Below are 13,740 nucleotides of genomic sequence, written 5' to 3' on the forward strand. Positions count from 1 at the left end.
ATATCGGCCCGATACATGTGGCGGTTATAGTGAGCGAGCGTCATCTCGACGCGGACTCGGGTCGGAACAGGAAGGGGACCGCACATGCTCGAACTGGCGATCCTCGGCCTGCTCCTGGAGACACCCATGCACGGTTACGAGCTTCGTAAGCGACTCACCGGCCTTCTCGGTGCCTTCCGGGCCTTCTCGTACGGTTCGCTCTACCCCACCTTGCGTCGTATGCAGGCGGACGGGCTCATCGTCGAGAACCCCGGAGTCCAGGGCGCCGTCAAGCGTCGGGCACGTCGTGTCTACGAACTCACGCCGGCCGGCCGAGCTCGGTTCACCGAGCTGGTCGCGGACACGGGTCCGCAGAACTACACAGATGATGGATTCGGCGTACACCTGGCCTTTTTCGGGCGCACCCCCGCTGAGGCGCGGATGCGGATACTCGAAGGTCGGCGTCGCCAGGTCGAGGAGCGCCGTGAGGGGCTCCGCGACGCCATCGGCCGAGCAAGTGGGTCGTTGGACAGGTACACGCGCGGATTGCATCAGCTCGGCCTCGAGTCGAGCGAGCGCGAAGTGCGATGGCTCAACGAATTGATCGCTGCCGAGGCAATGGCGATCACTTCGGAGAGTCCACCGCCCGCACCCACGACCGACACCTCGGCCGTGGCACACCCGGAGAGCACGTCGGCTCCGGCCACCCGATACGGAAAAGAAGGAGAACCCGACCATGAGTGACAACAGCACTGCGGTGCGCGTGGCCATTGTGGGCGTGGGTAACTGCGCGTCGTCCCTGGTTCAGGGCGTGCAGTACTACAAGGACGCCGACGAGAACACCACCGTTCCCGGCCTCATGCACGTGAAGTTCGGCAAGTACCACGTCCGCGACGTCGAGTTCGTCGCCGCGTTCGACGTGGACGCCAAGAAGGTCGGCTTCGATCTGTCCGAAGCCATCTTCAACAGCGAGAACAACACCATCAAGATCGCCGACGTGCCCCCGAGCGACGTCAGCGTCCAGCGCGGCCCGACACTCGACGGCATCGGCAAGTACTACTCGGAGACCATCGAGATCTCCGACGCGGAGCCGGTCGACGTGGCGCAGGCACTGCGTGACGCGAAGGTCGACGTGCTCGTCTCCTACCTGCCCGTCGGATCCGAAGAAGCCGACAAGTTCTACGCGCAGGCCTGCATCGACGCGAAGGTCGCGTTCGTCAACGCGCTGCCCGTCTTCATCGCGTCCGATCCGGTCTGGGCCAAGAAGTTCACCGACGCCGGTGTGCCCATCGTCGGCGACGACATCAAGAGCCAGGTCGGTGCCACCATCACCCACCGCGTCATGGCCAAGCTGTTCGAGGATCGCGGCGTCCAGCTCGATCGCACGATGCAGCTGAACGTCGGCGGCAACATGGACTTCCTCAACATGCTCGAGCGCACGCGCCTCGAGTCGAAGAAGATCTCGAAGACGCAGGCCGTCACGTCCAACCTGCAGCGTGAGTTCAATGCGAAGGACGTGCACATCGGCCCGTCCGATCACGTCGGCTGGCTCGACGACCGCAAGTGGGCCTACGTCCGCCTCGAGGGTCGCGCGTTCGGTGACGTCCCGCTGAACCTCGAGTACAAGCTCGAGGTCTGGGACTCCCCGAACTCCGCCGGCGTCATCATCGACGCCGTGCGCGCCGCGAAGATCGCTCAGGACCGCGGAATCGGTGGACCTGTGGTGCCCGCGTCCGCGTACCTGATGAAGAGCCCGCCGAAGCAGCTCGCCGACGACATCGCTCGTCAGCAGCTCGAGGCGTTCATCATCGGCTCCGACGAGCAGTAGCCACTCGCGAACGTCCCGACGGGGTCGTCACGGTCGATCACTCGGCCGCGGCGACCCCGTCGGCGTCTCACCGGTCGAGCGGGCCGTCGGGGACGCCGAGCAGGTACGACGTGGTGCCGCGGACACCGTCGGACACGAACACCTGGAACGTCTGATCGCAGGTCTCGGTACCGAAGCGGACGACGGCGAGTCGATGGTGCGCACCCGTCACGCGCGGCCCCCGCGGAGGAGACGATTCCGTGAGCGGTCGGCGACGTGCGGACGCCGCCGCGTCGTGCTCGTACGTCACGACGGTGCCCTCGGTGGTGACCACGCCGACGGCCGTGATCGGTTCCGTCGCACTCGTGGACAACACCGGCGTGATCACGATCTCCCCCACCTCGTGGTCCCCGTCGGTGACGACGATGGTGAAGCGATCGGAGCCGAAGGACGACGGGTCGTCCTCCCACCGGTCCACGGACGCCGTACGCGAGTAGGTGAACATCCCGTCGGACGCGACGTCCGCGGTACCGCAGGACGGGCCGGAACCCAGTCGGTGGCTCCGCTGTGTGCACAGGGGCGAGGCGACGGACCCCGCCAGCAGGCAGGCCGTGACGGAGGTTCGAGGCATGGGGTCGCTCCTGAGGGTCGTGCGCCGGCCGGGTCGGCCGGATTCTCCTGTACTCACCGTGCCCGACGCGTGCACAAGAAGTGCAAAAGTGCCTGCATGCGGCGCGGATACGCACAGCTGACTAGACTTGTCAGGTGACGAGTGACTCACCCGCTTCCGTCCGACTCGTCGGTGCCGTCACCGTCGAGCGTGGCTCTCGGGTGGTCGATCCCCGCATCATCGGTGGGCCGCGCTGCGTCGAACTGCTGTCGTATCTGACGCTCAATCGCCATCGAGAGGTCTCGCACGACGAGTTGGCGGACCTGCTCTGGCCCGAGAAGCGGCCGCGCACCTGGAATTCTGTGCTGCGTGGGGTGATCTCGAAGGTGCGGGACGTTCTCGACGCCGCGGACATCGCGGGTACGTCGATCGTGTCCCGTACCGGCATGGTGCGTCTGACTCTTCCGCCGGACACCACGGTCGATCTCGAGGAGATCCGGGACGCGTGCCGGCGCACGGAGGGATCACCCGCGGACCGTGCCCGCGATGCCCGGACGGCGTTGCGTCTGCTCGCCGAACCCGTGCTCGTCGGAGCCAACGGCGCGTGGGCGGACGACGTCCGGCGAGAGTTCGACGACCTGCGGCTCACGGCCCTCGAAGCGGACGCCACCGCGTCGATGGATCTCGGTGCGTTCGAGAACGCCGTGTCCTCCGCGGAGTCCCTGCTGGCAGCCGACCCCCTGCGCGAGAGCGCGTACCGCATCGCCATGCGTGGCTACGTGGCACTGGGCGACCGCGGACAGGCTCTCGGGGCGGCGGCGCGATGCCGAGCGGTGCTGGCGGACCGGCTCGGGGTGAGCCCCTCACGCGAGACCCAGTCGTTGTACCTGGAGTTGTTGGAGGACGATACCGAGACCACCCCAGCGCAGCGCGAGGAGCCGCCGGTGGGATCCGCCTTCGTCGGACGCGATGTCGAGATGAGCCGCATCGTCGAGGACCTCGAGGCGGCCGCTGCCGGTCATGGACGGTTTCTCCTGGTCTCGGGTCCGCCGGGGGCAGGGAAGACGTCACTCGCCCGCGCCGTGATGCAGCGTGCCCGCGCCGCCGGCACGGACGTCGTGTCGGGTCGCTGCAGCGAACACTCGACCATCCCGTACGAACCGTTCGTGGAGGCGGTCACCCGCGACCTCGACTCGCGCGGCGTCATCGGAGCGCGTCAGTGGCTGCGGACCAACGGCGCCGACATCCTCGGCATCATCCCCGGGGCCGCACGTCGATTCGGGGACCTCATCCCCCCGCACGTGGACGACGACCGCACAGGGGCGTCCGACGCGGTGCAGCGGTGGCTCGTCGGGCCCGCTCGACAGGCCCCGACCCTGCTCGTGATCGACGACCTGCAGTGGGCCTCCGGCACGACGGCCGCCCTGGTCCGCCATCTCGCGCGGTCGACGCAGAACGACCGACTCTGCATCCTCGCGACAATGCGGGACGAGAACCTCGTGTCCCCGGAACTCCAGGCGACCCTCGACGTCATCCGGTTGTCGGCGGGGTTCCGCGAGATCACCCTGGGCGGACTGTCTCTGGCCGCGGTGCACGACCTCCTTCGCGAGCAGAACTCGACCCTCGACCCCGAGGCCATCGTGGCACGGACGGGTGGCTCCGCCCTGCTGGTCGCAGCCGTCATCGCGGCACACGAGCGCGAACCCGGCGGCTCGCTCCCCTTCACGGTCACGGACGCGGTGCGTCTCGCGAGTCGCGAACTAAGCTGTGACGCAGTCACTCTGCTCGAACTGTGCGCGGTGACCGGGGTGACGGTCTCGCGCCCGCTGCTGCGGGCCGCCTCGACGATCCCGTCCGATCTCCGTTTCGCCGAGACCCTCGACGAACTGCTGGCCGTGAACTTCCTGGTCGCCGGCGACACCGACGACGAGCTGGTGATGAGACACGCTCTCGTGCAGTCGACTCTGTACGACGCGATACCCGGGGCGCGGCGAGCGCAGATGCACTCCGACGTGGCTCGGGCCCTGGTCGATCTCGGTGCCGACACCACCGCCGACGAACTCGCGCGCATCGCGTACCACTTCGGCAGGGCGCTGGACTCCGACCGCTCCGAGGCCGCGCTCTACGCGCGGCGTGCCGGCGACGCCGCCTACGCGGTGTCCGCGTACGAGGACGCGGTGGTGGGGTACCGGACCGCCCTTCGGAAGATGGTGCCGCACGGCGACTCCCGAGACCGGTGCCGACTGCTGATCGACCTCGGCCGGGCGCAGCGCAAGTGCATCGACCGGTCCTACCGGGCCACTCTCTTCGACGCGATCGCCATGGCGCGGAGACTGGGCGACGTCGACCTACAGGTCGACGCGACGCTGGCGGACACGATCAGTGGTGCGGGCCTGTTCCAGATGTTCGACCCGTTGCCGGAACGACTCGACAGCCTGCACGACGCACTGCACGTCCTCGAGGACTCCGGCCGCGCGAACAGCGCCGCCACGGCCAAGGTCCTGGTATTGCTGGCCATGGAGCTGAGCTGGACCGATGACTGGAAGGAACGCCGAGACCTTCTCGAACAGGCTGTGACGCTGGCGCATTCGGTGGGAGACCGCAGTGCCCTCGAGTCGGCGCTGCGCGCGATGCTGTGGTGCCTCCTGGTGCCCCAGTGCTGGGATCTGCGCCAGGAGGCGATGACGCGCCTCGTCGAGCTGGAGTCGACATCGTCTCGGCGGCATCGCGATCCGTCCGCCGCCACCATCCTGGCCAGGACCCAGCAGGCGTTCGGCGACCTCGGCGGCGCCGACTCGACACTCGCGGCGGTGACCCGGGCCGATCTCGCGGACGACCCCGAGATGACCTGGGCCATGGTGTGTTCCAAGTTCGGCGTGGACGTGTCGGCAGGACGACTGGTGCGCGCGGAGACCGTGCTGGCACGGATCTGCGAGACGCCCGACGCCGCGCTCGGCAGCCACACCTACGGCCGCGAACACACGTCGATCCTCACCCTCCGGACGATGCGCGGAGATCTCCGGCACTTCGCGGATCGGCGCGACGAGATGGCCACTATGTTCGACCTGATCCCGGCGTTCCGCCCGGTCGTGGCGTCCTCGCTCGCCGACGTCGGACGCATGGACGAGGCGCGCGAGCTGATGGACTGGTACGACGAGCAACGGCTCGCGGCGATCGCCCCGGACATGCTCTGGCTGATGTCGATGACCTTCATCGCCCGTGCCGGTGCCACGGTGGGCAACACACTGGTGTGCACCGACGTGTACGAACGGTTGCTGCCCTACGCGGAGCAGACCGTGTCGGTCGCCCCGAGCGTCTTCGGCGTGGTGCACCACCACCTGGCCGACGCGTCCCTGGCCACCGGTCACGTCGAGCGAGCGGGTCGCCATCTGCACGCCGCGCGGCGCCTGCACGTCGCCCGCGGCTTCGAGGGATGGAGCGCGGAGGACGCGTATCTCGGTCTCCGCATCGAGCACGCCCGCACCGGACGGCTCGCGGCCCGCGCTCTGGCGTCGGCCCGCACCCGTGCGGACGTCATCGGAGCCTCGGCGGTCCGGCGGCGCATCGACGCCGTCGCGGCCTTGGTGGAGAACTCCGAGCGCTGACTGCTACTCGCCGACGCGGCCGTCCGCAAGACCCTGCGAGCGCCTGTGGACGGCCGTCCCCGGGGACGCTCGGTGGGCCCGGCTCACGGCTGGTCCGGGCGTACTCTCGGCCCGTGAGTTCAGACAGGATGGTGGCCCGCATCGGTGGGCTTCTGCGTCAGGCCGAGTCCACGGACAATCCCCACGAGGCCGAGGCGTTCATGGAGGCCGCGCAGCGTCTCGCGACCGCCGCCTCGGTCGATCTGGCCGTGGCACGCTCGCACACCGCCTCGCGCGAGAAGCGGGCGACGCCGGTGCAGCGCGTCGTCCACATCGGGGAGCACGGCAAGAAGGGCCTGCGCACCTACGTCCTGCTGTTCGTGGCCATCGCCCGCGCGAACGACGTGCAGTGCGACGTGGCGCAGTCGTCGACGCAGGTCTTCGCGTACGGGTTCGAGAGCGACATCGACACGTGCGAGGCCCTGTACGCGAGCCTGCTCGTGCAGATGGTGCGCGCGAGCGACACGTACATCTCGTCGGGTGCGTACCGGGACGCCACCGTGGACCGTGAGGTCACCGTCGTCCGAGGACGCCGGCGCTATCGCACGGTCGAGCGGGCGCCGCTCGCCGGCGTCACTGCCAGGATCGAGTTCCAGACCGCGTTCGCGCACCGGGTCGGCGAGCGCCTGGCCGCCGTCAAGAAGGAGGCCGAGGCCGAGGCGGTCGCCACGGAAGCTCCCGAGGCCGGCACCGCACTGGTGTTGCGTGACAAGGAGATCGAGCTGCGCGACTTCTACCGGTCCGCTTCCACCGCCCGGGGTACCTGGCGCGGCAGCTCGGGTCGCTCGTACTCGTCGGAGGCTCGGCGAGCCGGAGACCACGCCGGTCGACGTGCGCGCCTGGGCAATCAGAGCGAGATCGGCGGCCCCCGAGGACAACTCGAACGGTGACCCGCGACAGCCAGCGCTCCCGCGTCTACGACGCCGAGCATCAGGTCCGCACCATGTTCGACCGCGCGGACGAACGGGGCCTGCGCACCGTCGAGCTCCTCGGGTCCACGGTCACCCTGCCGATCGAGCGGCGCTTCGCCTCGCTCGACTCGGTCCAGACCTACGTCGACGGCGTCACCGCTCTGGACTGGGTGCGCAGCGAGTGGCCACGCGCGGCGGTCCCGGTACGGGTCCGGGCCCGCTCGGGCGCGGGCGCCGCGCACTACGAGGTCGACACCGCCACCATCGCTGTCCCACTCCACGTACGGGGACGCGCCTGGGCCCTGCGCGAGATGGTGGTGCTGCACGAGATCGCGCACCATCTGGAACCCGGCGATCCGGACGACCACCCCGAACCGGCCCACGGCGGCGCGTTCGTCGATCGCTATCTCACCCTGGTCTCGGAGATCATCGGCGCCGAGGCAGGTTTCGTCCTCCGCGCGACGATGCACGCGTGTGGAGTGCGCATCGGTTGACAGGCCGGGCACCATGGAAGCGACAGCCAGCGCACTCACCGAAGGATCACACATGTCCGTTCGCATCGGAGTTCAGCTTCAGCCCCAACACGCCCCCGATTACGGCCTCATCCGCGACGCGGTGTTGCGGTCCGAGGACGCCGGCGTGGACATCGTCTTCAACTGGGATCACTTCTACCCGTTGTACGGCGACCTCGACGGCGCCCACTTCGAGTGCTGGACGATGCTGGGCGCCTGGGCCGAGCAGACCTCGAACGTCGAGATCGGCGCGCTCGTCACCGGCGGCGGCTACCGCAATCCCGACCTGCTGGCCGACATGGCGCGCACCGTGGACCACATCAGTGGAGGACGGCTGATCCTGGGCATCGGCGCCGGGTGGAACCAGAAGGACTACGACAACTTCGGCTACGACTTCGGCACCGCCGGCTCACGCCTGGCACTGCTCGACGAGAGTCTCGCGCGCATCACCTCGCGTCTCGCCGTCGGCAATCCGGCGCCCACTCGCCACATCCCGATTCTCATCGGCGGTGGCGGTGAGAAGAAGACGCTCAAGATGGTCGCCCGCTACGCCGACGTCTGGCACAGCTTCGCCGACCTGGACGCGCTGAAGCACAAGTCCGAGGTCCTGGCCGGACACGGTGAGACCGTCGGCCGCGACGTGTCGCAGATCGAGCGATCGGTGGCGTGGCCGGGCGCGGACGACGCGCAGGCCTTCGTCGACGCCGGAGCCACCCTCTTCACCGTCGGCGTCAACGGCCCCGACTACGACCTCACCAAGCTGACCGGCGCGATCTCCTGGGCGCGGTCGCACCAGGGTTGACAGTCAGCCGGACTGCTTTCCGAACAGCCCCGAGCTGCCGTGTCCGCCGTGCGAGGAGGCGAACTCGTACGCGGACTCGGCATGCTCGTGTTCGTCGATGCCGTCCGTCTCGTGCTGCGGATCCGCTCTGATCCCGATGGTCAGCTTCAGCACCGTGGCGATGGCCGCGGTGACCAGGAACGCATAGGCGAGAACGACGACGACGGCGACCACCTGTCGACCCAGCTGCGTGACGCCGCCGCCGTAGAACAGGCCGTCGACACCGGGCGGCATGTCGCTGCTCGCGAGGAGGCCGATCATGAGCGTGCCGACGATGCCACCGACCAGGTGCACTCCGACCACGTCGAGCGAGTCGTCGTACCGGAAGCGGTACTTGAGGCCGATCGCCAGGGCGCAGGCGACACCGGCGGCAGCGCCGACGCCCAGAGCGCCGATCGGGGTGACGGCCGTGCACGACGGCGTGATGGCCACCAGACCGGCGACGACACCCGACGCCGCGCCGAAGGATGTGGCCTTCCCGTCGCGGATCTTCTCGACCACCAGCCACGCCACCATCGACATCGCGCCCGCGCCCATCGTGTTGACCAACGCGACCGCGGCGACGCCGTCCGCCGCGAGCGACGATCCGGCGTTGAAGCCGAACCAGCCGAACCACAGCAGCCCGGCACCCACCATGACGGCGGGCAGGTTGTGCGGCCGCATCGCCTCCCGGGGCCACCCACGACGCTTGCCGACGACCAGGGCGAGCGCCAGTCCGGCCGCGCCGGCATTGATCTCCACCGCGGTGCCCCCGGCGAAGTCGATGGCCTTCAGCTGGTTGGCGATCCAGCCCCCGGTCTCCGCGGTGACACCGTCGAACGCGAACACCCAGTGTGCGACGGGGAAGTAGACGAGTGTCGCCCAGAGGCCGGCGAAGATCACCCACGGCATGAAACGCATCCGGTCGGCGACGGCGCCGGACACGAGCGCCACGGTGACCATCGCGAAGCCTGCCTGGAAGGCCACGAAGGCGAGCGCCGGAACGGTTCCCACCAGCGGGATCTCGACCGCGCCGCCCCCGGCTCCGAAGCTGCCGCCGATCAACGAGGTGAGGCCGGCGAACTGCGTCGGGTCCCCGATCCACCCACCGACGCTGTCGTCGCCGAACACCATCGAGTATCCGAACAGGACCCACAGGACCCACACGACCCCGATGGCCGACAGGCTCATCATCATCATGTTCAGCACGCTCTTCACGCGCACCATGCCGCCGTAGAAGAACGCGAGCCCCGGAGTCATCAACAGCACCATCGCGGCACTGGCCAGAACCCACGCCGTGTTGCCGGCATCCGGAGCGCCCGTCAGCGGGTACTCGAGACTGGAGTACATACGAACACCTTCCGTCCCCCGGCGCACACCCTCCAGGCGTCCTGGATAGTCGGTGACGTGCGCCCCGACGGAGACTAGACCCCTGGTCGGAGCGGTCCCCACGGCGATCACCGGTAACAGATCACTGAGCACAACCATTGCGCGTTCGACGTTTCGGTGATCCCGGCACGTGAGCCCTAGTGTTCATCTCATGCTTGCGCACCGCGTGGGACGGAAACTCATCGTCCTCGTCTCCACACTTCTCCTCGCCGTCCTCCTCGCGTCCTGCGGCACCTCGGACGGCGGCTCGTCGGACGGCTCCTCGTCCGCTGCCGCGGCACCGACCGAACTGTGCTCACCTCCCGGTGTGGACAGCGCGTCGTCCACGCCGACCAACTTCGACGCCGCGGCCGCCGCCGCGACCGAGGATCGGTACACGACGCCGTCGGTCACGCCGCTCGATCGCATCGACACCTCGCAGCTCGGACTGATCACGCCCGGCCAGCTCACCGTCGGCACGCTCTCCGACGCGCCGCCGAGCATCTGCGTCGACGGCTCCGGCACCTACACCGGCTACGACAACGAGCTGCTGAAGGCCGTCGCCGCGAAGCTCGGCCTGCAGATCAACTTCTCGGGCACCGAGTTCTCGGGTCTGCTCGCGCAGGTCGCCGGCCGACGCTTCGACGTCGGGTCGTCGTCCATCACCACCACCGACGAGCGGCGCAACACGGTCGGCTTCACCAACGGCTACGATTTCGGCTACTTCTCCCTGGTCGCGAAGGCCGGCGGACCGATCACCGCCTTCGAGAACCTGGGGCCGGACACCCGTATCGGCGTCGTGCAGGGAACGGTGCAGGACGACTACGTCGTCAACACCCTGGGCCTGGACCCGGTGAAGTTCCCCGACTACAACACCGCGTACGCAAATCTCCGCACCGGACAGATCGACGCCTGGGTCGCACCGTCGCAGCAGGCCGAGGGCCTGGTGAAGCCGGAGGACGGCACCGCGATCACGCAGAACACGTTCAGCCTCAACAACTTCGTCGGGTGGGCCGTCGCGCGGGACAACCAGCCGCTGATCGACGCGTTGAACTCCGGCCTCGACGCGATCATCGAGGACGGGACCTGGGCCCAGCTGTACTCCGACTGGGTGCCGCGCGAACTCCCGGAAGGATTCAAGCCCGGTAGCAAGGCAGCGCCGCAGCCCGAGCTTCCCGACTTCGCGGCCATCGCCGCCGAGAACGACGCGAATGCCCCGGCCGCGCAGGCCGTCGCACCGAAGTCGACGTTCGAGCAGCTCGGCGACACGTTCTTCGACTGGAACCTCTACAAGCAGGCGCTGCCGGACCTGCTGAAGACCGGCCTGCCGAACACGCTGATCCTCGCGCTGGCATCGGGCATCATCGGCACGGTTCTCGGCATGCTTCTCGCACTGGCGGGCCTGTCCCGCACCCGCTGGCTGCGCTGGCCGGCACGCGTCTACACCGACATCTTCCGCGGACTGCCCGCCGTCGTGATCATCCTCGTCATCGGTCTCGGCATCGGACCGGTGGTCAGCGGCATCACCGGCAACAACCCGTACTGGCTCGGTGCGGTGGCGTTGTCGCTGCTCGCGGCCGCGTACATCGGCGAGATCTTCCGATCCGGCATCCAGAGCGTCGAGAAGGGGCAGATCGAGGCAGCGCGTGCTCTCGGGTTCAGCTACCGACGCTCGATGCGCCTGGTCGTGGTGCCGCAGGGTGTCCGGCGCGTGCTTCCCGCACTCGTCAACCAGTTCATCTCGCTGATCAAGGACTCGTCGCTGATCTACTTCCTGGGTCTGCTGGCGACGCAGCGCGAACTGTTCGCCGTCGGCCGAGACCTCAACGCGCAGACCGGAAACCTGTCACCCCTGGTGGCGGCCGGACTCGTCTATCTCGCGATGACCGTCCCGCTGACCCACCTGGTCAACTACATCGACAAGCGTCTGCGCGTCGGCAAGGCCGAGCAGACACTCGACCCGGTCGAGCAGGCCATCGTCGTGGAAAGAGGCTGACACATGACCACCGCACCCTCGACCGAGCCGTTGACCGGCGTCTCACTCGCCGGCCGTGCCCTGCACCTGTCCTTCGGCACCAACAAGGTCCTGCGCGGCGTCGACATCGACGTCGCCGCAGGAGCCACCACCACTGTCATCGGACCGTCCGGGTCGGGCAAGTCCACGCTCCTGCGCGTGCTCAACCGACTGCACGAGCCCGAGCAGGGCGACATCCTGCTCGACGGACGCTCGGTGCTGAAGGACGATCCCGACGCGCTGCGCCAGCGCATCGGCATGGTGTTCCAGCAGTTCAACCTGTTCCCGCACCGGACCGTCCTCGACAACGTCGCGCTCGGTCCGTGGAAGTTGAAGGGACTGAGCAAGGACGACGCACACGCCGCCGCGCTCGCCCAGCTCGACAAGGTGGGCCTGAAGGAGAAAGCGGGCTCGCGCCCCGGCAACCTCTCCGGCGGTCAGCAGCAGCGCGTGGCCATCGCGCGAGCACTCGCCATGGAACCGCAGGTGATGTTCTTCGACGAGGCCACGTCCGCCCTCGACCCGGAGCTCGTCAAGGGCGTGCTCGCCCTCATGGCGGACCTCGCGACCGGCGGCATGACGATGGTCGTCGTCACGCACGAGATGGGCTTCGCCCGCTCGGTGTCCGACCGCGTGCTGTTCATGGACCACGGCAGCGCCGTCGAGGTGGGCCCGCCCGCAGCACTGTTCGACGACCCGCAGACCGAGCGACTGCAGCGGTTCCTGTCCGAAGTGCTCTGATCCCCGAGCCACGAATGTGACGCGGCGCACAGCATCCCGCGTACGGTCGAGAGAGATGCCGACATTCGCACTCGAGAATGTCGGCGCTGTACCTCGAACGGGAGCTGAACACATGGCCGACAACAGAGCCGTCGCCTACGCCGGAGCCGGGAAGGTCGAGGTCGTCGACATCGACTTCCCCAGCTTCACCCTGCAGGACGGGCCCGGCGTGAATCCGGCGAGTGTGGGCCGTGAGTGTCCGCACGGCGTGATTCTCAAGGTCGTCTCCACCAACATCTGCGGCAGCGACCAGCACATGGTGCGAGGCCGCACGACGGCCCCCGAGGGCCTGGTCCTCGGCCACGAGATCACCGGCGAGGTCATCGAAGTCGGCCGCGACGTGGAGTTCATCAAACAGGGTGACCTGTGCTCGGTTCCGTTCAACATCGCGTGCGGTCGCTGCAAGAACTGCAAGGAACGCAAGACCGGCATCTGCCTGAACGTCAATCCTGATCGTCCCGGCGCCGCCTACGGCTACGTCGACATGGGCGGCTGGGTCGGCGGCCAGGCCGAGTACGTCATGGTGCCGTACGCGGACTGGAACCTGCTGAAGTTCCCCGACCGCGATCAGGCCCTGGAGAAGATCCTCGACCTGACGATGCTGTCGGACATCTTCCCCACCGGCTTCCACGGCTGCGTGACGGCCGGAGTGGGAGTCGGGTCGACGGTCTACATCGCCGGCGCCGGACCCGTCGGACTCGCCGCGGCGGCCAGCGCGCAACTGCTCGGCGCCGCCGTCGTCATCGTGGGCGACCTCAACGAGAGCCGGCTCGCGCAGGCCCGAAGCTTCGGTTGCGAGACCGTCGACGTCAGCAAGGGCGATCCGAAGGATCAGATCGAGCAGCTGCTCGGGGTACCGGAAGTCGACTGCGGCGTCGACGCCGTCGGTTTCGAGGCACGCGGTCACGGTGACGGGTCGGCGACGGAAGCGCCGGCCACCGTGCTGAATTCGCTGATGGACATCACGACGGCGGGTGGCTCGCTCGGAATTCCGGGGTTGTACGTCACCGGCGATCCCGGCGCATCCGACGAAGCCGCCAAGGTCGGCGCGTTGTCGCTGAGCCTCGGCACCGGGTGGGCCAAGTCGTTGTCCTTCGCCACCGGACAGTGCCCGACGATGCAGTACCACCGCGGGCTGATGATGGCGATCCTGCACGATCGCGTGCAGATCGCGAAGGCCGTCAACGCACGCGCCATCTCGCTCGAGCAGGCTCCGCAGGGCTACGCCGACTTCGACTCCGGTGAGGCCACGAAGTTCGTGCTCGACCCCCACGGGCTCCTCGGCGCGGCCTGAC

The 13,740-nt window shown here is 68.4% G+C and carries 11 protein-coding genes; 9 read left to right on the top strand and 2 right to left on the bottom strand.

The annotated features are described in order from the left end of the window. The first annotated feature begins 84 nt into the window (after window positions 1-84). Window positions 85-723 carry a PadR family transcriptional regulator gene (locus HQ314_RS10415; protein WP_027506004.1) on the top strand — a complete coding sequence of 213 codons (639 nt, stop codon included), beginning with the start codon at window positions 85-87 and terminating at the stop codon, window positions 721-723. Next, window positions 716-1,807, top strand: coding sequence for an inositol-3-phosphate synthase (locus HQ314_RS10420; RefSeq protein WP_027506003.1), 1,092 nt, complete (start codon window positions 716-718; stop codon window positions 1,805-1,807). The genes HQ314_RS10415 and HQ314_RS10420 overlap by 8 nt, the downstream gene beginning before the upstream one ends. A 67-nt stretch (window positions 1,808-1,874) precedes the next feature. On the opposite strand, the gene HQ314_RS10425 is transcribed toward HQ314_RS10420, so the two are convergent. Further along, window positions 1,875-2,417, bottom strand: a complete 543-nt coding sequence (locus tag HQ314_RS10425) for a hypothetical protein (protein WP_027506002.1) — start codon at window positions 2,415-2,417, stop codon at window positions 1,875-1,877. Between the two features lie 134 nt (window positions 2,418-2,551). Here HQ314_RS10425 and HQ314_RS10430 point away from each other — a divergent pair, with 134 nt between their 5' ends. From HQ314_RS10430 to HQ314_RS10445, 4 genes are all read left to right on the top strand, one after another. Next, window positions 2,552-6,001: a BREX system ATP-binding domain-containing protein gene (locus HQ314_RS10430; RefSeq protein WP_222649970.1), complete on the top strand. Its 3,450-nt coding sequence runs from the start codon at window positions 2,552-2,554 to the stop codon at window positions 5,999-6,001. A gap of 113 nt (window positions 6,002-6,114) precedes the next feature. After that, entirely contained in the window at window positions 6,115-6,930 is an 816-nt protein-coding gene (locus HQ314_RS10435) for a DUF2786 domain-containing protein (RefSeq protein ID WP_056440912.1), read from the top strand. Beyond that, the gene (locus HQ314_RS10440; RefSeq protein ID WP_027505999.1) at window positions 6,927-7,445 is read left to right on the top strand and encodes a TIGR04338 family metallohydrolase; all 519 of its coding nucleotides are present in this window, start codon (window positions 6,927-6,929) and stop codon (window positions 7,443-7,445) included. The genes HQ314_RS10435 and HQ314_RS10440 overlap by 4 nt, the downstream gene beginning before the upstream one ends. 52 nt (window positions 7,446-7,497) lie before the next feature. Next, complete coding sequence (locus tag HQ314_RS10445) at window positions 7,498-8,265, top strand: LLM class F420-dependent oxidoreductase (protein WP_222649971.1); 768 nt, start codon at window positions 7,498-7,500, stop codon at window positions 8,263-8,265. Between the two features lie 3 nt (window positions 8,266-8,268). Here HQ314_RS10445 and HQ314_RS10450 read toward each other — a convergent pair whose 3' ends face one another. Next, entirely contained in the window at window positions 8,269-9,633 is a 1,365-nt protein-coding gene (locus HQ314_RS10450; protein ID WP_027505997.1) for an ammonium transporter, read from the bottom strand. A 190-nt stretch (window positions 9,634-9,823) separates the two neighbouring features. On the opposite strand from HQ314_RS10450, the gene HQ314_RS10455 reads away from it, so the two are divergent. From HQ314_RS10455 to fdhA, 3 genes are all read left to right on the top strand, one after another. Then, on the top strand, window positions 9,824-11,647 hold the full coding sequence (locus HQ314_RS10455) for an ABC transporter substrate-binding protein/permease (protein ID WP_222632432.1): 1,824 nt from the start codon (window positions 9,824-9,826) through the stop codon (window positions 11,645-11,647). Window positions 11,648-11,650: 3 nt separating this feature from the next. Next, a complete protein-coding gene (locus HQ314_RS10460) occupies window positions 11,651-12,406 on the top strand; it encodes an amino acid ABC transporter ATP-binding protein (protein WP_222649972.1) in 756 nt (251 codons plus the stop codon). Window positions 12,407-12,518: 112 nt separating this feature from the next. Continuing rightward, window positions 12,519-13,739: a formaldehyde dehydrogenase, glutathione-independent gene (fdhA, locus tag HQ314_RS10465; RefSeq protein WP_222649973.1), complete on the top strand. Its 1,221-nt coding sequence runs from the start codon at window positions 12,519-12,521 to the stop codon at window positions 13,737-13,739. The last annotated feature ends 1 nt before the right edge of the window (window position 13,740 follow it).

It is taken from the genome of Rhodococcus sp. BP-332, from assembly GCF_019836065.1.
GTDB lineage: Bacteria > Actinomycetota > Actinomycetes > Mycobacteriales > Mycobacteriaceae > Rhodococcoides.

Excerpts from the sequence above, each read along its gene's own strand:
- HQ314_RS10455 (WP_222632432.1), top strand. The coding sequence starts at position 9,824 with ATGCTTGCGCACCGCGTGGGACGGAAACTCATCGTCCTCGTCTCCACA.
- HQ314_RS10420 (WP_027506003.1), top strand. The coding sequence starts at position 716 with ATGAGTGACAACAGCACTGCGGTGCGCGTGGCCATTGTGGGCGTGGGT.
- HQ314_RS10445 (WP_222649971.1), top strand. The coding sequence starts at position 7,498 with ATGTCCGTTCGCATCGGAGTTCAGCTTCAGCCCCAACACGCCCCCGAT.
- HQ314_RS10460 (WP_222649972.1), top strand. The coding sequence starts at position 11,651 with ATGACCACCGCACCCTCGACCGAGCCGTTGACCGGCGTCTCACTCGCC.
- HQ314_RS10425 (WP_027506002.1), bottom strand. The coding sequence starts at position 2,417 with ATGCCTCGAACCTCCGTCACGGCCTGCCTGCTGGCGGGGTCCGTCGCC.
- HQ314_RS10415 (WP_027506004.1), top strand. The coding sequence starts at position 85 with ATGCTCGAACTGGCGATCCTCGGCCTGCTCCTGGAGACACCCATGCAC.
- fdhA (WP_222649973.1), top strand. The coding sequence starts at position 12,519 with ATGGCCGACAACAGAGCCGTCGCCTACGCCGGAGCCGGGAAGGTCGAG.
- HQ314_RS10450 (WP_027505997.1), bottom strand. The coding sequence starts at position 9,633 with ATGTACTCCAGTCTCGAGTACCCGCTGACGGGCGCTCCGGATGCCGGC.